The sequence below is a fragment of the Peribacillus sp. AS_2 genome (genome assembly GCF_026891895.1).
Classification (GTDB): domain Bacteria; phylum Bacillota; class Bacilli; order Bacillales; family DSM-1321; genus Peribacillus; species Peribacillus frigoritolerans.
The window spans coordinates 188214-210339 of record NZ_JAPTGA010000008.1 but is presented as its reverse complement, the minus strand read 5'-3'; the positions used below and the strand labels follow the sequence as shown (position 1 = coordinate 210339).

21 protein-coding genes, 1 tRNA gene and 1 other annotated feature are annotated in these 22126 nt (G+C 42.3%); all 22 genes read right to left on the bottom strand.

The annotated features are described in order from the left end of the window. Positions 1 to 84 precede the first annotated feature (84 nt). Positions 85 to 1755 carry an ATP-dependent protease LonB gene (lonB, locus tag OTG27_RS16350; RefSeq protein WP_268937431.1) on the bottom strand — a complete coding sequence of 557 codons (1671 nt, stop codon included), beginning with the start codon at positions 1753 to 1755 and terminating at the stop codon, positions 85 to 87. A 623-nt stretch (positions 1756 to 2378) separates the two neighbouring features. Further along, the gene (clpX, locus tag OTG27_RS16345; protein WP_057276653.1) at positions 2379 to 3647 is read right to left on the bottom strand and encodes an ATP-dependent protease ATP-binding subunit ClpX; all 1269 of its coding nucleotides are present in this window, start codon (positions 3645 to 3647) and stop codon (positions 2379 to 2381) included. Positions 3648 to 4077: 430 nt separating this feature from the next. Next, the gene (gene tig, locus OTG27_RS16340) at positions 4078 to 5370 is read right to left on the bottom strand and encodes a trigger factor (protein WP_268937430.1); all 1293 of its coding nucleotides are present in this window, start codon (positions 5368 to 5370) and stop codon (positions 4078 to 4080) included. 184 nt (positions 5371 to 5554) lie between these two features. Next, positions 5555 to 6589: a tetratricopeptide repeat protein gene (locus OTG27_RS16335; protein ID WP_268937429.1), complete on the bottom strand. Its 1035-nt coding sequence runs from the start codon at positions 6587 to 6589 to the stop codon at positions 5555 to 5557. Between the two features lie 156 nt (positions 6590 to 6745). Next, a complete protein-coding gene (gene leuD, locus OTG27_RS16330) occupies positions 6746 to 7345 on the bottom strand; it encodes a 3-isopropylmalate dehydratase small subunit (RefSeq protein ID WP_034308930.1) in 600 nt (199 codons plus the stop codon). A 28-nt stretch (positions 7346 to 7373) separates the two neighbouring features. After that, positions 7374 to 8783, bottom strand: coding sequence for a 3-isopropylmalate dehydratase large subunit (gene leuC, locus OTG27_RS16325; RefSeq protein WP_034308934.1), 1410 nt, complete (start codon positions 8781 to 8783; stop codon positions 7374 to 7376). Between the two features lie 71 nt (positions 8784 to 8854). Then, complete coding sequence (gene leuB / locus OTG27_RS16320; RefSeq protein WP_034308935.1) at positions 8855 to 9967, bottom strand: 3-isopropylmalate dehydrogenase; 1113 nt, start codon at positions 9965 to 9967, stop codon at positions 8855 to 8857. A gap of 15 nt (positions 9968 to 9982) precedes the next feature. Further along, on the bottom strand, positions 9983 to 11518 hold the full coding sequence (locus OTG27_RS16315; protein WP_268937428.1) for a 2-isopropylmalate synthase: 1536 nt from the start codon (positions 11516 to 11518) through the stop codon (positions 9983 to 9985). Next, on the bottom strand, positions 11505 to 12533 hold the full coding sequence (gene ilvC / locus OTG27_RS16310) for a ketol-acid reductoisomerase (protein ID WP_048688871.1): 1029 nt from the start codon (positions 12531 to 12533) through the stop codon (positions 11505 to 11507). Before ilvC ends, OTG27_RS16315 begins: the two co-directional genes overlap by 14 nt. Positions 12534 to 12599: 66 nt before the next feature. Continuing rightward, on the bottom strand, positions 12600 to 13112 hold the full coding sequence (gene ilvN / locus OTG27_RS16305) for an acetolactate synthase small subunit (RefSeq protein WP_034308941.1): 513 nt from the start codon (positions 13110 to 13112) through the stop codon (positions 12600 to 12602). Positions 13113 to 13115: 3 nt separating this feature from the next. After that, positions 13116 to 14831 (bottom strand): acetolactate synthase large subunit, encoded by a 1716-nt coding sequence (gene ilvB / locus OTG27_RS16300; protein ID WP_230135440.1) that lies wholly within the window; start codon positions 14829 to 14831, stop codon positions 13116 to 13118. Between the two features lie 116 nt (positions 14832 to 14947). Next, positions 14948 to 15206 (bottom strand) — a binding site (T-box leader). 280 nt (positions 15207 to 15486) lie between these two features. Further along, positions 15487 to 15987: a M15 family metallopeptidase gene (locus OTG27_RS16295; RefSeq protein WP_268937427.1), complete on the bottom strand. Its 501-nt coding sequence runs from the start codon at positions 15985 to 15987 to the stop codon at positions 15487 to 15489. A 148-nt stretch (positions 15988 to 16135) separates the two neighbouring features. After that, positions 16136 to 16411, bottom strand: coding sequence for a GNAT family N-acetyltransferase (locus OTG27_RS16290; protein WP_053535861.1), 276 nt, complete (start codon positions 16409 to 16411; stop codon positions 16136 to 16138). A gap of 591 nt (positions 16412 to 17002) precedes the next feature. After that, positions 17003 to 17356 (bottom strand): YidH family protein, encoded by a 354-nt coding sequence (locus tag OTG27_RS16285; RefSeq protein WP_034308949.1) that lies wholly within the window; start codon positions 17354 to 17356, stop codon positions 17003 to 17005. A gap of 43 nt (positions 17357 to 17399) precedes the next feature. Beyond that, positions 17400 to 17573: a hypothetical protein gene (locus OTG27_RS16280; RefSeq protein ID WP_164468799.1), complete on the bottom strand. Its 174-nt coding sequence runs from the start codon at positions 17571 to 17573 to the stop codon at positions 17400 to 17402. Between the two features lie 185 nt (positions 17574 to 17758). Further along, positions 17759 to 18037, bottom strand: a complete 279-nt coding sequence (locus OTG27_RS16275) for a 2TM domain-containing protein (protein ID WP_057276659.1) — start codon at positions 18035 to 18037, stop codon at positions 17759 to 17761. Between the two features lie 141 nt (positions 18038 to 18178). Continuing rightward, a complete protein-coding gene (locus OTG27_RS16270; protein WP_268937426.1) occupies positions 18179 to 18541 on the bottom strand; it encodes a GIY-YIG nuclease family protein in 363 nt (120 codons plus the stop codon). 18 nt (positions 18542 to 18559) lie between these two features. Beyond that, positions 18560 to 19315 (bottom strand): DUF2087 domain-containing protein, encoded by a 756-nt coding sequence (locus OTG27_RS16265; protein ID WP_063590486.1) that lies wholly within the window; start codon positions 19313 to 19315, stop codon positions 18560 to 18562. A gap of 1002 nt (positions 19316 to 20317) precedes the next feature. After that, positions 20318 to 20518 (bottom strand): hypothetical protein, encoded by a 201-nt coding sequence (locus OTG27_RS16260; protein ID WP_034308956.1) that lies wholly within the window; start codon positions 20516 to 20518, stop codon positions 20318 to 20320. Between the two features lie 175 nt (positions 20519 to 20693). Next, positions 20694 to 20767 (bottom strand) — tRNA-Arg (locus tag OTG27_RS16255). 173 nt (positions 20768 to 20940) lie between these two features. Continuing rightward, entirely contained in the window at positions 20941 to 21453 is a 513-nt protein-coding gene (locus OTG27_RS16250) for a metallophosphoesterase (protein WP_057276662.1), read from the bottom strand. A gap of 2 nt (positions 21454 to 21455) precedes the next feature. Further along, positions 21456 to 22067, bottom strand: coding sequence for an XTP/dITP diphosphatase (locus tag OTG27_RS16245; protein WP_048689045.1), 612 nt, complete (start codon positions 22065 to 22067; stop codon positions 21456 to 21458). Positions 22068 to 22126 lie beyond the last annotated feature (59 nt).

Here is a 22126-nt window from a genome sequence, read left to right as displayed (position 1 = left end):
GTTTATTTTTTACGGCAGGGTGGCCGGGAACGCCAATTTTGTCCTTAAAATGCCCCGGTTCTATTTTTAGCCGGGGCATATCCTTTATACACTTTCTTTTTTTGATAGGTCCAAGGTTGTGAGGATTTGTTCCGACATCAATTCTTTCTTCAGTGCCTGATCCAGCACTTCTTTCACATTCGAAACAGGAATGATCTCTATATCCTTGATTTCAGATAGAAGCGGCTGCATGTTTTCGGCTGGGATGATTACCTTTTTTGCCCCGGCAAGTTTAGCCGCCTTGATTTTCGGAATGACACCGCCGATCGGTTTAACGCCGGCATGAATGCTTATTTCCCCAGTCATCGCCACAGTGTGGTCAACAGGGATTTTATATATGGCCGAGTATATGCCTGTGGCCATTGCAATTCCTGCAGAAGGGCCATCCACTGGACTTCCGCCCGGAAAGTTCACATGGATATCGAATTGATTGGCAGGCACTCCCATCGAACGTAATACCGTAATGACATTTTCGATCGAACCTTTCGCCATGCTCTTGCGTCGAACCGATTTGCCACTCCCGCCGCCGATACTTTCTTCCTCAACGATACCGGTAATGTTTATCGAACCTTTTTCATCAGTGGCAGCCATTACCGTAACTTCTATTTCCAGCAATGCCCCGCTGTTTGGGCCATAGACTGCAAGACCGTTGACAAGGCCTATTTTGGATTTCGATTCTATTTTCCTGTCCATTCTTTGAGTCAGCTGGCTGCTATGGGCCATCCAATCTATATCTTCTTCCCTGATGAAAGTCCTGTTTTCATTAATTGAGATTCCTGCAAGAGTCTGAATCATGTTGACAGCTTCCCTGCCATTTCGGGCATAATCCGAAATCGATTCCAAGCCTTTATCACTGATGGTGATCCCCACTTTATCTGAGGCATTCTTGGCCACGGCGATTATTTCTTCCCGGTCCAGTTCACGGAAAAACACTTCTATGCATCTTGAACGTATCGCAGGCGCGATTTCATTTGGCGTTCTTGTTGTGGCACCAATCAATCGAAAGTCAGCCGGCAGTCCATTTTTAAAAATATCATGGATGTGAGTGGGAATATTTTGATTTTCCTCTTGATAATAGGCACTTTCCAGAAAAACCTTACGATCTTCCAATACCTTTAAAAGTTTATTCATCTGTATCGGATGAAGCTCCCCAATTTCATCTATGAACAGTACGCCTCCATGTGCATTGCTGACTGCACCCTGCTTTGGCTGCGGAATTCCTGCCTGTCCCATTGCCCCGGCTCCTTGGTAGATTGGATCGTGCACAGAACCGATGAGCGGATCGGCAATCCCTCGTTCATCGAACCTGGCTGTGGTGGCGTCCAATTCAACAAAAACGGCAGAATTCTTAAAAGGGGACTTGCCATTTTTCTTCGCCTCTTCCAAAACAAGTCTGGCAGCTGCCGTTTTCCCTACCCCCGGAGGACCGTAAATTATCACATGCTGGGGATTCGGCCCACATAAAGCAGCTTTTAAAGATTTAATCCCATCTGCTTGACCGATGATTTCATTAAATGTGCTTGGTCTAACCTTTTCTGCCAATGGTTCTGTTAACGAAATCGATCTCATCTTCCGTAATTGGTCCATCTCCTTACGTGAATCACGGTCAATGGAAACTTTTTGTGTCCGCTGGCCTTTCAATAAGTTCAAAAAATACAATCCAATAATAATCCCAAAAAACAGCTGGATAAACAACGCCAATCCTGTCCAATTCATCTTATTCCCTCCTGCACTCTCCTAGTTTGTCATTTCTGTTAGTATCTCCTTTGGAAGGGCGAAATTATCCAAGAAATTCGTGTTGAAAAATTGGCGTTTTTATCCTAAATACAACAATTTAGAAAAAAGGGAAAAGAAAAAGACTGCCAGCATTAACTGGCAGTCTCAGACTGTAAACAACTCGAAATTATCTGGTTTTACCCTACTGTTTTGAGGTTTTAACGTTGATTTCCACTGCAGGCACTCGCTTTTTGCGGGCGGTCTGCGCCTGCGGGGTCTCCCTCGGATGCGTATTCCCGCAGGAGTCCCGCACCTTCCGTTACAATCAACTTTGGTTTAAAAACAAGGCTGTTTTCGCATACTTTGTTGCTATTTACGAAGTAGTGCAGTGTGGTTGATTTCCCCTCCAGGTGCTCGCTTTCCTTGGTGCGGGCGGTGAGCCTCCTCGGCGTAAACGCCTGTGGAGTCTCACCTGTCCCGCAGCTCCCGCAGGAGTCTCGCACTTCCGCTCCGCTCCAATCAAACCTAAAATAGTTTCGTTTTAAAAACAACAATCTTTACGAAAAGAGCCAAAAACAAAAAGACTGCCAGCATTAACTGGCAGTCTTTCTTTTCCTTATAAATCAAGCAGATGTTTTCTTTTCTTGTCCTTTTATGGTTGTACCGTCTTTAAGGACGAGCTTTGGAGATTCATTTTTCGAAATCGTGCTGCCTGTAATTACACATTTTGCAACATCATCACGTGAAGGCAGATCGAACATCACTTCAAGGATGATGCCTTCGATGATGGAGCGCAGACCACGTGCACCAGTTTTGCGTTCAATTGCCTTTTTAGCAATTTCACTTAGCGCTTCTTGTTCGAATTCCAATTCAACATCGTCAAGCTCAAGTAATTTTTGATATTGTTTAACAAGGGCATTTTTCGGCTGTGTAAGGATCTCAATCAAAGCCGCTTCATCCAATTGCTCAAGAGTCGCAATTACCGGAAGACGTCCGATGAATTCCGGAATTAATCCGAAACGAAGCAAGTCTTCAGGAAGAACTTTGGAAAGCAATTCTTTTTCTGCAACATCATCCTTTTTCACGTCAGAGCCAAAACCAATGACTTTTTGCCCAAGACGGCGTTTGATGATCGGTTCGATGCCGTCAAAGGCACCGCCGCAGATGAACAAAATATTGGTCGTATCGATTTGGATGAATTCCTGATGTGGATGTTTACGTCCACCTTGAGGCGGAACGCTTGCAACCGTTCCTTCAAGAATTTTCAATAAAGCTTGTTGCACACCTTCACCAGACACGTCACGTGTAATGGAAGGATTTTCCGATTTACGGGCAACTTTATCGATTTCATCAATATAAATGATGCCTTTTTCAGCTTTTTCCACATCATAATCAGCTGCTTGGATTAATTTGAGAAGGATGTTTTCAACATCTTCCCCAACATATCCAGCTTCCGTCAAGGAAGTGGCATCAGCAATGGCAAAAGGAACATTGAGTAAACGTGCCAATGTTTGCGCAAGAAGGGTTTTCCCGCTTCCCGTCGGTCCGATTAGGGCGATGTTACTTTTAGAAAGCTCAACATCGTCGACTTTGCTATTGGAATTGATACGTTTATAATGGTTATAAACAGCTACAGCCAAAGATTTCTTTGCCTGTTCTTGTCCAATCACATATTCGTCAAGAATTTCGCGGATTTCCATAGGTTTAGGAACATCTCTGAATTCTACTTCTTCATCAGTTCCCAGCTCTTCCTCGACGATCTCCGTACAAAGTTCTATACACTCGTCACAAATATAGACACCTGGACCAGCAACCAGTTTACGGACTTGTTCTTGTGTTTTACCGCAAAAAGAACATTTTAACTGTCCTTTTTCATCATTAAATTTAAACATGTACGTTCACCCCTTTAAATACTCTTCCAACTCTATTACATAGCGGTACCTAATCGTAAAGAAAAAAACTAGGCACACATCTGCTTAAACATTCCAAAATCCCTAGTATGTTTTGCATTTTATCATGTTCTTGGAAGTTTAGTAACAAAAATGCTCACGGTCCGAGTTGTTAAATAAGTACAATAATCAATCAATATGTATTTGCCCTTTACCAGCATGCCCAAAACTTCGGATTTTTAAAAGCAGGATTTGCTGTATAAATATGTATATGCGGTATTAGAACTAATCTACACCGAAATCCAAAAAAAATCAATCAGGAATTAACCGATATTTAAAATTTACACTAATTCTCAATATGTATAAAACAAGGCACGATTACTCGCGCCTTGTTTTTTTAAAGGAAATATTTAAATCTACTTATTTATAAAAATTATTTAGCGTCAACTGTTTTGCTGTTTTCTACCAAGAAGTCAATTGCTTTCTTAATTTTAAGATCGCCTTTGATTCCATCTAAGTTTCCAAGAGCTTGTTTGATCGCGTCAACTTCCATATTGTACATAGTAGCCATTTGTGCAAGTTCAGCTTCTACATCTTCGTCAGTCGCTTCAAGTTTTTCAACTTCTGCGATTGCTTCAAGAGTAAGGCTCGTACGAACTTGTCCTTCAGCTTCTTCTTTCATTTGCGCTTTTAAAGCTTCTTCGTCTTGACCTGAGAATTGGTAGTAAAGTTCTAAATTAAGACCTTGAGATTGGATGCGTTGAGAGAACTCATTCATCATGCGGTCAACTTCGTTTGAAATCATTGCTTCAGGAACGTCGATTTCTGCACCTTCAACAGCTTTACCAATTACAGTGTTTTGGATGAAGTTTTCTTCTTCATGTTTTTTGTCATGCTCTAATTTATGTTTTGTTTTTTCTTTAAGTTCAACCAAAGTTTCCACTTCGTCGTCGACATCTTTCGCGAACTCATCATCCAACTCAGGAAGTTGTTTTGTTTTGATTTCGTGAATTTTCACTTTGAATACTGCTGGTTTACCTGCAAGTTCAGCAGCATGGTATTCTTCAGGGAATGTAACTTCGATATCTTTTTCAGCGCCAGTTTCAAGACCGACAAGTTGCTCTTCGAATCCTGGAATGAAAGAGTTTGAACCGATTTCCAATGAATGGTTTTCTGAAGCTCCGCCTTCGAATGCTTCACCGTCAACGAATCCTTCAAAGTCAAGAACAACCGTATCGCCTTCAGCGACTTGTCCTTCTTCTTTAACGACAAGTTCAGCTTGACGCTCTTGTAAAGTTTTCAATTCGTTTTCAACATCTTCGTCAGTTACTTCAGTATTGAATTTTTCAACTTCAACACCTTTGTAATCTCCCAATTTAACTTCAGGCTTAACTGTTACAGTTGCAGTGAAGATCAGGTTTTCGCCTTTTTCCATTTTCTCGATGTCGATTTCTGGACGATCTACAGGCTGAATTCCAGCTTCTTCGACAGCATTTGCGTAAGCATCTGGAAGAATGATATCAAGCGCATCTTGGTAAAGTGATTCTACGCCGAATTTTTTTTCGAACATTTGACGTGGCATTTTACCTTTACGGAAGCCAGGTACATTTACTTGTTTCACTACTTTTTTGAAAGCTGCGTCTAAACCTTCGTTTACTTTTGCAGCGTCAACTTCAATTGTTAGTACGCCTTGATTACCTTCTTGTTTTTCCCATTTTACAGACATGTGTTTCCCTCCAAAAATCTATATACTTCAATAATAAGCATTGGATGATTATGCTTTGCAAGTGTTAACAAGTCATCCTTCAAATATACCCCCAAAATAATGGGGAAATCGTCAAAATTAGACGAATTATACATTACAACCACTACATTATACCACAGGATTAATCTGTTACAACAGCAATAGCTTAAATAATAGGATAAGAAATTTCTTCAATTTCTTTTATATAGGAAAGAATATCCGCAACGCTTTCCTCATCTGCCTTGTAAAGATCCGCTAAGGCCCTCACGGAAACTTCCCCGGTCATGTACTCTTCCGCCAAGGCATGGTAGGCAGCTGCCCATGCAGGCAAGCTTTCAGGTCCTGGTTCAAAAGGAAACAATAAAAAAGAATGACGTTCAATCAAACTATGGACCATTTCATATAAGCTCGGATTATCCTGACTGATTTCCTCTTCGGCCAGTCCGGTCACCATCTTATAGAAGTCCGTCTCCTTCAAACTTTTCAATTCCCTTGGGATGACCGACTTCGATTGATTGAATTTCCTCACCGTCATTTCCTCGTTATACTCCTGGTCGATAAGGATGTTAAGGAGCATCGTTTTGAAGAAAGGATGTCCCTCATCTTTTTGTAGAAATTCTTCGATTTGAGGGATAAATGGTCGAATATTGATATTCGTGAGTTTTGAAATGACCATAAGCATTTCATTATCCGTTTTCCCTTCAAAAAGTTCATCCTCCTGCATTTCCTCTGAAAGCTGTTGATTTTGCCTTTCTTTCTCTTCTTTTTTATCCTCAAGGGCCCTTTTACTGAACTGAAGCATCTTTTCGAAATGTTCCTCTTTATCAAAGGGAATTTGGTTTTCTTCAAATAGCAGTTCGATCGTCGTGACCATTTCCTGATGCTCGCCTAATTGCAGCAGTACCATCAAATAAATATTGATCAGTTGAAAATAGTCGCCGATGCCTTTATTCAGCATCTCTATACACAACTCTTTTGCCTCCTGATAATACTCAAGTTCAACTAGTGAAACCACCAGGCCCATGCAAACTTCATCATTTTCGGGCTCATACTCCCTAGCTTGGCTGAAAAGCTGTGCAGCCGCTTTAAAGTTCCTGTTACCAAGCTCATCCAGTCCTTTTACAATCAGCCTCTCACCGAGATTTGGAAAGGCGATAATCTTTGTTTCTCCGGCCTTCTTTTGGTTGTTCTCATCATCCATCCTATTTTCCGCCTCACCGTTCGCTTTTTGAGAAACAGTTTAGCATGTAATAGCTGGAAACACAAAAATTTATATGGGCGGATACCTTCTTTCCCGATAAAAAAAATCCCGTATCCTTTTCAATAAGAAAGGATAACGGGAAATGACTTTTTTCTATTAAATACTCGATACAGCCTTTTTTTGAGATTCATAGGCAGAAATCTCTTTATCATATTGAAGCGTTATCGAAATTTCATCCCAGCCTTTGACGAGCATTTCTTTCCAATATGGATGAATTTCAAAGCTCGTTTCAAACCCTTGACCATCTTTCAATGTCTGATTGGGAAGGTCGATAGTCAGCTCATAATCAGGTGCTGACACTCTCTCCATTAAATAGTTTACTTCAGTCTGGGTCAAAGCGATGGGGACCATGCCATTTTTCATGCAATTACTTTTAAAGATATCAGCATAAGACGGAGCGATGATGATATCGAACCCGTAGTCTTTCAAAGACCAAGGGGCATGCTCACGGGACGAACCGCAGCCAAAATTTTCACCTGCTATTAAAATGGACGTGTTTTGATTATGGGGCTGATTCAATTCAAAATCAGGACGTTTCTTCCCGGTTTCATCAAAACGCCAGTTATAGAATAAAAATTCGCCAAATCCGCTTCGCTCAATCCTTTTTAAAAATTGCTTTGGAATGATTTGGTCCGTATCCACGTTTTTACGGTCAAGTGCCGCCGCTCTTCCTTTATATATAGTAATGGGTTCCATTTTCTGCACCTCCGGTTAATTCGTATTCTTATTGGACTTGTTCAGTTCTTTTCAAATTCCTAATATCGACAAATTTCCCATGAATGGCAGCCGCGGCAGCCATAGCTGGACTAACCAGGTGTGTTCTTGCCCCAGCTCCTTGCCTGCCTTCGAAGTTCCGATTGCTTGTGGAGGCACAATGCTCGCCGGCCGGAACCACGTCAGGGTTCATGCTCAGGCACATGCTGCAGCCCGATTCGCGCCATTCGAAGCCAGCAGATTTGAAAATTTCATCCAACCCTTCATCTTCCGCTTGCCTTTTGACGCTTTGTGAACCGGGAACGACCATCGCCCGAACCCCTTTTTGAACAGTTTGGCCATCGATCATTCCTGCGGCTTGCCGTAAGTCCTCAATGCGTGAATTGGTACACGATCCTATGAATACATGTTGTACGGGAATTTCCGTGATCGGCATCCCTTCCTCAAGGCCCATATACTCAATGGCTCGATTCAGTTCCTTAGGATCCATGATATCCTCTGCGAGGGTAGGTACTTTTCCGTCCACGCCACTAGCCATTCCAGGATTTGTCCCCCAGCTGACCATTGGTGAAATCAGGCTGCCATCAAGAATGATTTCTTGGTCATAAACAGCATCCTCGTCACTGGAAAGTGACTTCCAGTCCTGAACACATTGCTCGAACTCTTCTCCTTTCGGCAAATATTTACGGCCTTTCAAATAAGAGAACGTTGTTTCATCAGGAGCTACCAGTCCTGCTCTTGCCCCGCCTTCAATCGACATATTGCAGACCGTCATTCTTTCTTCCATTGACATATCCCGGAAAACTTCCCCGCAATACTCAATGATATGTCCCGTACCGAAATCGACGCCGAATTTGGAAATTACATATAAAATGACATCTTTCGCCATCACGCCATGACCAAGCTTGCCATTGACCTCAAGCTTCAATGTTTTGGGTTTTGTTTGCCATAGGGTTTGTGTGGCCAAAACATGCTCGACCTCACTCGTACCGATTCCAAATGCAATCGAGCCAAACGCACCATGCGTGGAAGTATGACTGTCTCCGCAGACAATCGTCATCCCTGGCTGTGTAAGCCCTAATTCAGGCCCGATAACGTGAACGATACCTTGATCCGGACTGTCTAAATCAGCAAGGCGGATACCGAACTCCTTACAGTTTTGCTCAAGCGCCTCTAGTTGTTTCCTTGCAATATCATCCTCGATGAAATAGCGATTAACGGTTGGCACATTATGATCCATTGTCGCGAAAGTACGATCGGGTCTCCTGACTTTCCGTCCTTTTAATCTCAATCCTTCAAATGCTTGCGGAGAGGTCACTTCATGAATATATTGTAGGTCTATATAAATTAAATCCGGTTTATTCTCCTCTTCATTTACAATATGGCGATCCCATATTTTCTCTATTATCGACTTACCCATCACTATCCCACCTCGATCAATCTTGTATTTTTTTTAAAAAACACGGCCTAATGTTAGGCCGTGAAAGAAGTTTATGCGTAAGCTCCCATGATGTTGGAAATGGCTTCCTGGTCTAAAAGGTTTGCTTTTATTTCTGCAATCATCTCAGAGGTAGACGTAATTGTCGGTTGGCCATTTGCGATATCACCTGTTCTCAAGCCATATTCAAGGACCGTTTCCACCGCCTGTTCAACTGCTTTCGCCTCATCTTCCAAACCAAAGGATAGACGCAGCATGGAAGCCGCCGATAAAATCGTCCCAATCGGATTAGCCAGGTTTTTGCCTGCGATATCCGGGGCAGAGCCATGAATCGGTTCATATAGATTAGGACCATTAGTTGATATGGAGGCGGAAGGAAGCATTCCAAGCGAGCCAGTCAATACCGACGCTTCATCGCTTAAAATATCGCCGAACATATTCTCCGTCACGATAATATCAAATTGTTTCGGGTTTTTGATCAATTGCATGGCTGCATTATCAACAAGCATATGTTCAAGGATTACATCCGGATAGTCCTTGGCAATTTCTTCAGCCGTCTCACGCCACATCCTGCTGGATTCAAGAACATTCGCTTTATCCACGGAAGTTACTTTTTTCTTGCGCTCCGATGCTAATGAAAAAGCAAGTTCGATGATGCGCTTCATTTCGCTTTTCTGATAGAAAAGTGTATCGACGACCGCTTCTTTCCCTTCTTTTTCAACGCGCTCACTTGGCTTTCCGAAATAAAGGCCGCCAGTTAGTTCCCTGACAATCACGAAATCCACATCTTCAATGAATTCCTTCTTAAGAGGAGAAGATTCCGACAAGCTGGAATAATAGCTGATTGGACGGATGTTAGCATAAAGATTCAAATCTTTTCGGATTTTCAACAAACCTCGTTCCGGTCTTAGGTGCGCAGGCTGGTCATCCCACTTAGGTCCTCCAACGGCCCCTAATAATACCGCATCGCTGTTTTTACAAATCTCCACTGTTTCATCCGGCAGGGGTGAACCTGTGCTATCGATGGCCCCTCCGCCAATCTCACCATATTGAAATTCAAAATCGTGTCCATATCTTTGGGCAACGGCTTCGAGGATTTCTACAGCGCCTCTTGTTACTTCTTTCCCGATGCCATCTCCTTGAAGCACCGCAATATTCCTTTTCATCGAAATCTCCCCTTCCTATTGTAATACTGCTTTTTCTTCCAGTTCCTTCATGATGATCACACGGTTAACAGCGTTCAAATACGCTTTGGCGGATGCTTCCAAGACGTCCTGATCAAGACCCCTGCCGCTTGTTTCCACACCGTTATAATCAATTTTCACAAAAACCTGTGCGAGGGCATCCATTCCGCCCCCCACCGATTGAATTCGATAGTCCAGCAAGTTGATCTCTTTGCCCAAACATCTTTCAAGCGTGTTATATAGGGCTTCTACACTTCCTGCACCTGTAGCCGCTTCCTGAATCTCTTCATTATCGCCTTTTTTCAGTGTGACCGTTGCAGTCGCCGTCTGATGGGTGCCATGTGATATCTGCAAGGAAATCATGTCATAGAAACTGATATCCGTCGCTTTCTCTTCAAGCACCAGCGCAACGATATCTTCATCCGTCATGGTCTTTTTATTATCAGCCAATTCCTTGAACTGGACGAATAATGAGTTCATTTCCTCATCCGTCACCGTAAAATTCAACTCTTGTAATCTTTCTTTGAAAGCATGGCGTCCTGAATGCTTTCCTAAAACGAGTGAATTGGACGAAACCCCGACGAGTTCAGGTGATATGATTTCATATGTCGTTTTTTCTTTTAACACGCCATCCTGGTGAATGCCTGATTCATGTGCGTAAGCATTGGCACCAATAATGGCTTTATTAGCAGGAACTTGCATTCCCGTAAGGCGGCTGACCAAATCACTGGTCCTTTTAATTTCATTCAATACAAGACCCGTTTCCGCATGATAGAAATCTTTACGGATGTAAAGTGCCATGGCCACTTCTTCAAGTGCCACGTTTCCGGCACGTTCACCAATTCCGTTGATTGTGCCTTCGACTTGCGTAGCCCCGCCTTCGATGGCCGCCAATGAATTGGCCGTCGCCATTCCAAGATCGTCATGACAGTGTGCAGATAAACTAACTTTTTCAATAGAAGGAACATGTTCACGAAGGTATCTGAAAATGTTGCCATATTCGATTGGAGCTGCATACCCTACTGTATCCGGGATGTTAATGACCTTGGCACCAGCCTGAATGACCGCTTCAACGATTTCAGCCAAATAGTCAAGTTCCGTGCGGCTTGCATCTTCTGCAGACCATTGTACGATCGGAAAACGCGCTGCTCCGTACTTAACCATTTCAACCGACCTTTCAATCACTTGCTGCTTAGACATTTTCAACTTATATTCACGATGAATGGGCGAAGTGGCGATGAACGTATGCAATCTTGGTTCTGCGCCGCCCCTTAATGAATCCCAAGCTGCATCGATATCTCCTTTTACAGCACGCGCCAGCCCTGTGACAGAGCTGTTTTTGATTTTGCGCGCGATTTCCTGTACGGAGTTGAAATCCCCTTTGGATGCTGCCGGAAAACCGGCTTCGATTATATCAACACCCAATCTTTCAAGCTGATAAGCAATTTCAAGTTTTTCGGTAAAATTTAAATTTACACCGGCGGATTGCTCCCCATCACGAAGTGTGGTTTCAAATATATTAATTTTTCGCAACGGCTACCACTTCTTTCTCTTTTTGTTGAGGTTTTACGAATGGCATCATTTTTCTTAATTCACGGCCAACCACTTCGATTTGATGTTGGTTTTCACGATTATTGATCGCATTGAAGACTGGACGATTCGCTTGGTTTTCCAAGATCCATCCTTTAGCGAACTCACCGTCTTGGATGTCTTTCAAGATCGCTTTCATTGCCTCTTTCGTAGTTTCCGTCACAACGCGTGGTCCAGAAACGAAATCTCCCCATTGAGCTGTGTCAGAGATGGAATAGCGCATGTTTTCCATACCGCCTTCATACATAAGGTCGATGATTAACTTAAGTTCATGCAAACACTCGAAATATGCTACTTCCGGTTGATATCCAGCTTCTGTCAAGGTTTCGAATCCAGCTTTCACAAGGGCAGTCAATCCGCCGCAAAGTACAGCTTGCTCTCCAAATAGATCCGTTTCCGTTTCTTCCTGGAAAGTGGTTTCCAAACCGCCAGCTCTTAAAGAACCGATTCCCCGAGCGTACGCAAGTGCCAATTCTCTTGCTTCACCCGTAACATTTTGATAGATGGCGAACAATGCCGGCACCCCTGCCCCTTGTTCATATGTACGGCGAACAAGATGTCCAGGACCTTTTGGAGCGACTAATAAAACATCTACGTCTGCCGGAGGAACGATTTGATTGAAATGTACGTTGAATCCGTGTGCGAACATTAACGCTTGACCTGCACGCAATACCGGTTTGATTTCTTCTTGGTATACTTTCGGCTGAGTTTCATCCGGTAATAGGTTCATGATCACGTCTGCCTGTTCAGCTGCTTCCTTCACTGTGTAAACATTAAAGCCGTCTTCCACCGCTTTATCAAAGGATTTACCTTTCCTGATTCCGATGATTACATCTACACCGCTGTCACGTAGGTTTTGAGCGTGTGCGTGTCCTTGTGAACCATATCCGATTACCGCTACCTTTTTATTGTTGAAGAAATTCTCGTTTGCTTCTGCGTTATAATATACTTTTGCCATAATAATTACATCTCCCTTTTCATCATTGTTTTTGTTTTTGTTTTTGTTTTTGTTTTTGTTTTTGTTTTATACGATTGTCGCACTCTTAGCGTGTGCAATTTGCATTCCACGCGGGATGGCGGCAGTCCCTGTCCTTGCCAATTCCTTGATGCCATATGGCTTGATCAGTTCAATGAAAGCTTCGATTTTATCCGATTCCCCTGTAATTTGGACGGTCACGCTATCTTTACTGACATCAATAACTGAAGCTCGGAAGGGTTCGATGACTGAATAAATCTCGGCTCGGGTTTGTGTAGTCACCAATATTTTAATGAGTGCAAGTTCCCTCGCCACAATCGATTGATTCGTAATATCATATACTTTCAAAACATCGATCTGCTTATTCAGCTGCTTGGTGATCTGTTCAATGACAGTTTCGTCATCGACATCGACCACAAAGGTCATCCTTGAAATGCCATCCTGTTCGGAAGGTCCGACAGTCATGCCTTCAATGTTATAATTTCTTTTCGTGAACAGGTTCGTAATCCGATTAAGGACGCCTGGCCGGTTGTTCACGGTGAGGCTAAGAATTCCCTTCATTGATTAAACTCCTTCCATTTCATCTAGCCCTTTTCCTTGTGCTACCATCGGAAAGACATTTTCGTTTTGTTTGACCCGGAAATCAATCAACACTGGACCATCAGTCTTTAACGCTACATCCAGGCAGTTGCTTGCTTCTTCCTCCGTCGTCACCTTATATCCCGGAATTCCATAGGCATCGGCCAATTTCACGAAATCCGGATGCGATTGAAAAATACTGTGTGAAAAACGGTTATCATGAAAGAGTTCCTGCCACTGTCTTACCATCCCTAGTGCACCGTTATTGACGATGATGATTTTGATTGGCAGATTCATTTCGGCAATGACCGAGAGTTCCTGCAGGCACATCTGGAATCCACCATCCCCCGATATGGAAAGCACCGTCGCTTTCGGATTCGCCAGCTGCGCTCCGAGAGCCGAAGGTAAGCCAAAGCCCATCGTCCCCAATCCACCGGAAGTGACCCATGAATTCGGTTTGTTAAATGGATAGTACTGTGCTGCCCACATTTGATGCTGTCCAACATCGGTCGTAACAATGGCCTCCCCATTCGTTTTTTCATGAAGCATCTGGATGACCCGCTGAGGTTTCAATACGCCTTCTTCATGGGTATAGCGCAATGGGAACTCTTCATTCCATGCAGTAAGCTGTGTTGTCCATTCATCAATTTCCGATTTCTTGCCATTTTGCGCAATCAATTCCGATAGTGCTTCTTTAGCACTTCCGACAACTGGAATTTTTGTCGGAACATTTTTACCGATTTCGGCTGGATCAATATCGATATGGGCAACCGTTGCGTGCTGTGCGAATTTCGCTAGATTCCCAGTCAATCGATCATCGAACCTTGCACCGATATTGATTAATAGATCACATTTCGCTAACGCCATGTTTGCTGCATAGCAGCCATGCATACCACCCATTCCGATAAAGAGTGGATGTTCCGCCGGAAAGCCCCCAAGACCCAATAAAGTGTGGACGACTGGGATGCCTTGCTGCTCGACATATTCCTTTAATAGATGGGAGGCCTTTGCATGCAGGACACCTGCCCCTGCAAGAATGACCGGTCTTTTCGCCCCGCTTACGGCTTCAACAAGCTTTCTGATCTGTAAGTAATTCGGCTTGGTCGTCGGCTGATAGCCAGGGAGATTCATTTCTGGCTCCTCATCCGTCGATACACCTTCCAAAATGGCCATGTCCTTAGGTATATCGATCAATACTGGACCGGGCCGGCCGCTGGAAGCGATATAAAACGCTTCTTTTATGATGCGCGGAAGGTCTTCCGGCTTCCTTACCTGATAGTTATGTTTTGTGATCGGGGTAGTAATCCCCAGTACATCCGCTTCCTGGAAAGCATCCGAGCCGATTACACTGGTAGCTACCTGACCTGAAATTACAACTAGCGGTAAAGAGTCGATCATTGCATCTGCCAAACCAGTGACGATGTTCGTTGCCCCTGGACCGGATGTGACGATGACCACCCCCGGCTTGCCGGTAATCCTGGCGTATCCTTCCGCTGCATGAATCGCACCTTGTTCGTGCCTTGTCAAAATATGAAAAAGTTCTGAACTGTAAAGTTTGTCATAAATCGGCAATACAGAACCTCCTGGATAACCAAAGATGACATCAACATTTTCCTTTTTCAATGCTTCCAGCAGAAATTCGGCACCACTATAATGTGTCTTTCCACTTTTCCGATCAGCAACAACTGACTTTTGTGTCATTTCGTAAAAAACCTCCTTCGCTTTCCTAATTAATTTTTTCTCAAAATTCAGAATTTTCAGCTTTTTAAGCATACAAAAAAGCCTTTTCACCCCAAATGTACTTGCACTCGGCAAGATAAAGGGGTGAAAAGGCTTGATGAGCCACTCCACGGTACCACCCTTTTTCGCATGAAACTCCATGCGCACTTTGAATAGACTACACTATTCTCTGTTTTGGTAACGGGTACTGGTACGCACCCGTTCAGCTCTACTAGTCAGACGTTCAAGCTGAAACTCCAAGGTGAGTTCATCTTTCGGGACAATACCGGCTCTCAGCTACCCGGCTCTCTGTGACTGCCTTTTTAAAAGACTACTTATCCTCTTCAATGCTTTTCGCATTATTCATATTTTTCGAAACGCTTATGTTTGATGTCTTGTATTTGTGATTATCTTACGTGTATTTCAGGTAGTAGTCAACAGGTTTTTTGAAATTTTTTGATAATTCTAAATTGAAAGATTTGTTGTATCCGCTTACATACCTATCATGGCCACATTTTATAAAAAAAGTTTTTTCAATTTTTAATTTTTAAAAACACCGGATATCCCCATTAAATGATTCATGTCACGCATCATCCACATGATGGCAGTCACAAGTATCGGCTCCCTAAAAAAAGAATCATCCATTTTTCCTTTCAGCCTCATTTTCACTGATTGCGGACGCCACTCTTGATATAAGATAAGGCCGCCATCCCTTTTGAAGATCTCTCGTTGATAAACCGCCTGACATTCCAAGGTGAGGAAAATCACGGAACAATTCAAAATCCCCTACCCAAACAAATCCAAGGGATTTTGCTATGGCTGCCACCCTTGTCCGCTTCTCGCCCTCTGTCCACAGTGCCCGCTTGCCGTCACCACTAAGGATGACAAAATCGACTGCAAGGCCATAGTTATGCAAGGATTGCCCCCCTCTGGCATAAGTCACGATTGGCTTGGATTTATTCGTTCTGCCTCGTTCATACAGTTCATGTTGTTCCCGGAAACTTCGATAACCAGCCGTTATTTGAACAAATATCCCCGCTTTCACCACTTCGAGTATCGTCTCGTTCACGACCGGGTTCATACCGCTTCCCATGTTTTCCTTTGCGTGATTCAATAGGGTTTGTAATTTGATGGCCATCCTAGCACCTCCCCTATATTAAATGCAAACATAACTGCATGAGGAAAGGCTTTACCATTATTTTATTGGGAGTGTAAAGATTATCTGAAAAATGAAAAAAAGGCTGAACATAGGAGATATTAATCATCCCCTAAGTCAGCCCTCCGGTTCATTTAGCCAATACATCCTCGTATTCTGCATTTTTTTCAAATTGTTTTTGAACGAACGAACATACCGGAACAATTTTCAGGTTTTCCTCCCTTGCGAATCCTATGATCTTTTCAACAAGGGCATTTCCTACCTTTTGCCCGCGAAGCTTGTCAGAAACAACGGTATGATCGACCGTGATCTCATCATCACCTGATTTAAAGAATGTAATTTCCGCTAGTTTCTCACCAGATTCTTCGACAAAAAAAGAACTTTCACCTTTTTTGATATCCACCATCACGATGACCTCCTTTTCATTCCTCTTTATCATATCTCACAAAAATGAAATTAAACAAATATTTAAAACGTGATTGAAATTGAATAAAGCAAGTACTTTCAAGGATTATAAAGTTAGGAATTACCCATGTGAAGTTTATTCACAAACCGATGATGGTTTAACTATTTCAATTTGTCTACAGAAGGGGTTCAAAAACGTATCTTTCATCAAATGATGCTCACGAAACCGACGGACCTAAAGTACCCAATACCTTTAACTCCTATAGTATCATTTCTATCTGATTTTCATAACGATGTTGATTGTTGAGGAAGGTGCGAGACTCCGCAGGCTCACCTAGGCCGCCCGTCTAAAGCGAGTGCCTGGATCGGAAATCCACGCCCAAATTGTAACCGCCATAACATTAAAACAAACTCGTTTTCTTCGAATTAGTCTAAGTCTGAATGATTCTTTCATAACCTGAAATACAGTGTTTTTAACGCTTTCGTTTTTTGGTGGCATTAAATTGATGGAAGAAATCTTCCCGTAATGATGTAAGAATAAGTATATAATAGCAGAAACTGAAAAAACTGCCCTATTCAGGTTAGGACAGTTTTAAATGAAAACAAAATATAAAATGATCATCGATAACAATATGACCATAAAAACAGCGATTAGAATTACGTGCGCACTTGAAGACTGGAACGTCCCTTCATTGATTTGCCGTTTCTTCTGAAGATAACCGATTGTCGCCAGAACGGTAATCACAAGTCCCAATGCACACGCAAACATCCCCAGCACGATACTGATCAAGTCAATCCGGGCATCCCGATGCACACCAATCGTAAAATGCAGGCTTGTCGCAAGAAAGCCAACTCCCACTATTGCAATCACCGTTCTTATCCATGCCAAGAAGGTGCGTTCATTAGCCAGATGCTGCTGGGCATATTTCAATTGGTTTTTCTCCATGTCATCACCTTAATCGAGCGTTATTATCAAATGGTAAAATCAGTCATCTTTTCAGGAGCGAAAAGGCCCTGAACATTGACCCGGCAAACATTAGCCCTGCACCGCCGAGCAATAAATATATACATAGAGTTTTATCAATAACATTCAAAGGATAAAGCAAGGCCCCCAGCGCCATGATTGCCCCTATTCCCGTTATGGTCCATCCTATTTTTTTCATTCGCAACTCCTAAGATTAATTATTTATTTAGTGAAGGTCCTCCACGGGTTTCCCCCTTTTTTATAGACAGGTCCCTCATTACTAGCTTAAACCATTTAAAAACTTACAACAAGTGAGATCCACCGATTATTTTTCCCACAAAAAAAAGAGCCACAAATGACCCCCTGTTTTGAACACGCCCAAATTCAGCCGTTCTTTTTATCCTTTTCCATATATTCTTTTATTTTTCTTTCTTCCCACTCAGACCCGAAGTTTCCTTGTGCAAGAATGGTAATTCCATGTATCAGAACACCAATCCCCCACCCACCGAGGGGATAAAGGAACCACCAATAACCGGGATCCGTCAAAAGGTTAATCGCAATCAACATGACGTTCACCAATACATACACCATTATATGAATGTAGAATGCCTTAAGGTTTTCAACCCGTTTTTTCGCCCGTAGATATCCATCTCCATTTTCCATCTCAGCACCCCCTAATCATAAACACTTAAATATATTACCATCCGCTTCCATAATACCTTATTTTTCATAAAGAAATAAGAATGAAATGCATCAAAGAGGTAAATCGGGAGCCGAGAATCAAGGAGAATCCCTAAAGGCCACTTATAAGTCAGCGGGTTTCATTCTATTGTATCCCCGTTCTTCGTAAGGCTCTATTTTTTCCATCCACTTTTCTTCAAGTTTTTTCAATTCCCGTTTAGCATCAAAAAAACCTGTTTCTTTTGGCTTCAAGACCTCCAGTACCTCAAAAGAAAAAGCATCTTTCCCATACTGTTTCCACTCACTTTGCAGCACTTTATTGGTGTTTGTCCCGACTTCCAATTCAAATTGTTTCCCCTTCAACGTCTTTAAATTCCTGGTGCTTCCGATAAAGACTTTATTATTTACCGTATTTCTGATTTGGTATACCCCTGCTTCAACCTTCGTTTCTTTATATAATTGCTTCAATTCTTTTTTACGATCCATCTTTCTTGCCCCCAGTCATCATTTCTTCAGCCAATATTGGCTCCCATCAGGCTTTCTATCCAAGAATCCATATTCTATTAAGTATCTTCTCAAAAGAACATGATCATGATAAATCGCACCCAATATTTGATTGATTTCCTTTTCTTCGTATTTCCGCTCATTTTCAAAACGGTTCATAATTTCTTGGAGAATGATCAGCCTTTGTTTTTCCTTTGGCGGAAAAGACTTTAATGCATCCTGACTGCCTTTAGGGAAGTATTTTTTCAGTACAGTCACCTTTTCATCCTCAGTAACGTTATAACGATCATCGACCATCCTTGCTTTTTGATGAAGCGGGATAAATGCCGGCGCGTGTTCATCTTTATCTTTCAAAAGTTCCATCAGGGCTAAAAACAACTTAGCCTGACGCTCTTTCTCTTTCAACACAAAGCGATGGTTCCGAATCGTGGAAGGACTGCCAATTCCCATTTCCTCCTGAACCTCAGCATCATTTTTCCCTTGGTAAAAAAGGCGAAGGAGACGGTTTTGATGGTCGGTGAGACCTGTAAGTTTTTTATCGAGATCAATCAAGTATTCAAAAACCGAGCTGTGCGCATGTTCAATATGAATGCGCATATACCTCTTCGCTTCATAAAGAACTCCATCTTTCGGGTATACGATCCCCTTTTCAACTGCATTTCCACACAGCAAACAAACATATTGATTCTCACCTTCGATGTATCCTTGTTTAAGCTCATCCTGAGATGCGCTCCAAAACATTTCCGCGTCCTTCATTAAACAAACACTTCCCTATAAAGTTTATAATATAATAAACATAATATTGACTTGTTTGTATTATGTCAATGTTTTTTCTGGTTTTTTATAACTCCAGCAAATTATGGCCTTCTTAGTCAGAGGGGCTTCATAACATAAAGCTGATAAGGGATTCACCTTCCATTTTACGGTTCCCATGGCACTATGCCGATATAGTATCATGAGTAATAAGCGGAATTTCCCCAATAATATGCTTTATAAACGTGAATAATCTTTAGAGGAGGATATCTTATCGAAAGAGGAAAACGAGGCGATTCCATCGATCCATAACACCGATTTACACATGGCATTACAAAAAAATGTATCCGAACAATTCAAGGTCACACGATTGAATCACTTATTCAAAAACAATCGATGCAGCTGAGTGAAGCTGATGAAAAAAGTTCACCCGTCGAAGAATTGAATACGGCAATAATCAAAAACCGTGAAAATCTCCAAACCTTAAATAGAATTTGATATCAAAAAAAAGACATCCAAGTATGGATGCCTCAGCTGCTGACAAAATTCGATGTAAGTCGATTTTACCTACAGTTCTTTTAGCTTGTACAAATTGAACGTTGCCCCAGGCACTGCTATTCCCGCAGGAGTCTCGCACACCCAACACAGTCAACTATGTTTAAAAATTCAGATAGAAATCTTTTTGCCTACAGTTTTTTATTGGAGAAAGTTGGAGTTGATTTCGGAAATTCGCTCCCTTTCCGCCGATTGTCTGCCAAGTCGCATTAAAGCAAGCACTTTTGGTGTCTCGGCTGCCAGTTATTCGGCAGTAGCGCTGTGCAAATTTCTTAAATCCAGTGAGGATTACAGTTAAGAACATAAAGACCTGAGCAAACCACACAATATTCGACCGTTCATGGATTTTTTTAACCCTCACCTCACTGTTCGGTCTCCGATTCCCATTTTGTCGGCGAAGGATGTTTTATGAAATTCCTAATAAAAATCCTTCGCAGAGCTCATTAAGTATTAGCTAGGCACAAATTTAAGTATTCCTTCCAGATAAACACCTTTTTCTTTTCGTTTACATTCCCTCAACTTGATTCTTCCTTCTTTTTCCAACTCTTTGGCTAATTGGACCACTTCTGTTCCATCTTCGGTTATTTCGACTGAGAAGAAATTGCCCCGAGTGGAAGTTTGAATGAACTTGAATAATCTATCTTTATTCATTTAAACATCTCCTTATTTATTACAAGTTCGACATAAATGGTCATCCACCTGCGATAAATATAAATAAAAAATTTCATGGTTAAAAGGATGCAAATCAAAATGACCCTCGTTAGCTTAAACACCGAAAAAAGTAAAAAAGCCAAAACCTTTAGAAGGTTTTGGCTTTTTAAGTTAGTGTCCCAGGAGAGATTCGAACTCCCGACCGACGCCTTAGAAGGGCGTTGCTCTATCCAGCTGAGCTACTGAGACGTTTATGATATAAGTTGCGGTAAAACTTATGTATTACCTTAACTGTTCCCTTAGGACACTTCTTATTATAGTAGGATATCAAAAGGAAGTCAACGGTTTTTCAAAAAAAGTTTTTTTCTTTTTTTAAGAACCAGGAAGCGGGGAAAAACGCTTCCTGTTCATTATACATGAAGTCATTCCATTTGATAAGCATTTCTTAGATCCTCAACGATTTTTCCTTCAAGGTCATAATAGATGATTTCAAGTTGGTCATTTCCAATCTCCAAAATGGCATAGGTTTTCTCTTTTCGTCCCCGCGGCTGCCGTATGCTTCCCGGGTTGATGAAGAGCTTGCCGTCAATCCACTCTGAACCTGGAGCATGGGAGTGACCAAAGCAAATAATATCCGCCCCTGTCTCCTCACTTTTATAAGATAGGTTCATCAAGGTCATATTTATGTTATAGAGGTGTCCATGCGTAACGAAGAAACGCTTGCCTGAGATATTCTCCACAATATCATCCGGATATGCCGAATCATAGTCGCAATTCCCGCCAACAGCCAAAAACTCCGCCATGTGAGGATCATTTCTTTCCAACTCTGAATCACCGCAATGGATCATGGCGGCGACCTCTTGTTTATGACGCTCGGCAATCATGCTGATTTCATGAGTTAAGCCATGACTGTCACTCATTATTAGCACTTTCATCGTCACATTCCTTCTTCCCTTTTTAGAAATAGATCAAGTTTTTCATCTAGAGCCCTCAATGCGTTGGCACGGTGGCTGATTTGGTTTTTTTCCTCTTTTGTCAATTCAGCGTTTGTTTTGCCCTGTTCCTCTACAAAAAAGATGGGATCATAACCAAATCCATTCGTTCCTGAGGGCTGTTCCGTGATCAAGCCTTCCATCGTTCCCGATACCGTAATCGTTTCCTGGTTGGGTGACGCTAGTGCCAAGGCGCAATAAAATCTCGCCGTCCTAGCCTCTTTTGGCACGCCTTCCAGTTCGCGGAGGACTTTTTCCGTGTTTGCTTCATCACTCTTGGCCTCTCCAGCATAGCGGGCAGAATAAACGCCTGGACGGCCCTCCAATGCATCTACAATCAATCCGGAGTCATCAGCAATGACAAAGTGGCCTAGCTGATGGGCAATGGCCTCTGCCTTCAGGATCGCATTTTCTTCAAAGGTCGTGCCTGTTTCCTCCACATCCGGGGCATCCGGTACATCGAGAAGTGTTTTGACTTCATAACCTTTAGCAGAAAATAAGCTTTCGAACTCCTTGGCTTTCCCTTTATTTTTCGTTGCAATGATTACTGTCTTCATTTTCATTTCACCCTTTTTCATTTTATCGGCACCGGAGCTCTTTTGGGGCTGAGAAAGAA

Bases quoted from the DNA above. Each gene is read 5' to 3' on its own strand.
- lonB (WP_268937431.1), bottom strand. From the start codon at position 1,755: ATGAATTGGACAGGATTGGCGTTGTTTATCCAGCTGTTTTTTGGGATT.
- ilvC (WP_048688871.1), bottom strand. From the start codon at position 12,533: ATGGCAAAAGTATATTATAACGCAGAAGCAAACGAGAATTTCTTCAAC.
- OTG27_RS16285 (WP_034308949.1), bottom strand. From the start codon at position 17,356: ATGGAGAAAAACCAATTGAAATATGCCCAGCAGCATCTGGCTAATGAA.
- OTG27_RS16250 (WP_057276662.1), bottom strand. From the start codon at position 21,453: ATGAAAGTGCTAATAATGAGTGACAGTCATGGCTTAACTCATGAAATC.
- tig (WP_268937430.1), bottom strand. From the start codon at position 5,370: ATGTCTGTAAAATGGGAAAAACAAGAAGGTAATCAAGGCGTACTAACA.
- OTG27_RS16295 (WP_268937427.1), bottom strand. From the start codon at position 15,987: ATGGCCATCAAATTACAAACCCTATTGAATCACGCAAAGGAAAACATG.
- leuD (WP_034308930.1), bottom strand. From the start codon at position 7,345: ATGGAACCCATTACTATATATAAAGGAAGAGCGGCGGCACTTGACCGT.
- ilvB (WP_230135440.1), bottom strand. From the start codon at position 14,831: ATGACACAAAAGTCAGTTGTTGCTGATCGGAAAAGTGGAAAGACACAT.
- OTG27_RS16280 (WP_164468799.1), bottom strand. From the start codon at position 17,573: ATGAAAAAAATAGGATGGACCATAACGGGAATAGGGGCAATCATGGCG.
- OTG27_RS16245 (WP_048689045.1), bottom strand. From the start codon at position 22,067: ATGAAGACAGTAATCATTGCAACGAAAAATAAAGGGAAAGCCAAGGAG.
- leuB (WP_034308935.1), bottom strand. From the start codon at position 9,967: ATGAAAAGGAATATTGCGGTGCTTCAAGGAGATGGCATCGGGAAAGAA.
- OTG27_RS16290 (WP_053535861.1), bottom strand. From the start codon at position 16,411: ATGGTGGATATCAAAAAAGGTGAAAGTTCTTTTTTTGTCGAAGAATCT.
- OTG27_RS16260 (WP_034308956.1), bottom strand. From the start codon at position 20,518: ATGAATAAAGATAGATTATTCAAGTTCATTCAAACTTCCACTCGGGGC.
- clpX (WP_057276653.1), bottom strand. From the start codon at position 3,647: ATGTTTAAATTTAATGATGAAAAAGGACAGTTAAAATGTTCTTTTTGC.
- OTG27_RS16270 (WP_268937426.1), bottom strand. From the start codon at position 18,541: ATGGATCGTAAAAAAGAATTGAAGCAATTATATAAAGAAACGAAGGTT.
- leuC (WP_034308934.1), bottom strand. From the start codon at position 8,783: ATGGGTAAGTCGATAATAGAGAAAATATGGGATCGCCATATTGTAAAT.
- OTG27_RS16265 (WP_063590486.1), bottom strand. From the start codon at position 19,315: ATGAAGGACGCGGAAATGTTTTGGAGCGCATCTCAGGATGAGCTTAAA.
- ilvN (WP_034308941.1), bottom strand. From the start codon at position 13,112: ATGAAGGGAATTCTTAGCCTCACCGTGAACAACCGGCCAGGCGTCCTT.
- OTG27_RS16275 (WP_057276659.1), bottom strand. From the start codon at position 18,037: ATGGAAAATGGAGATGGATATCTACGGGCGAAAAAACGGGTTGAAAAC.
- OTG27_RS16335 (WP_268937429.1), bottom strand. From the start codon at position 6,589: ATGGATGATGAGAACAACCAAAAGAAGGCCGGAGAAACAAAGATTATC.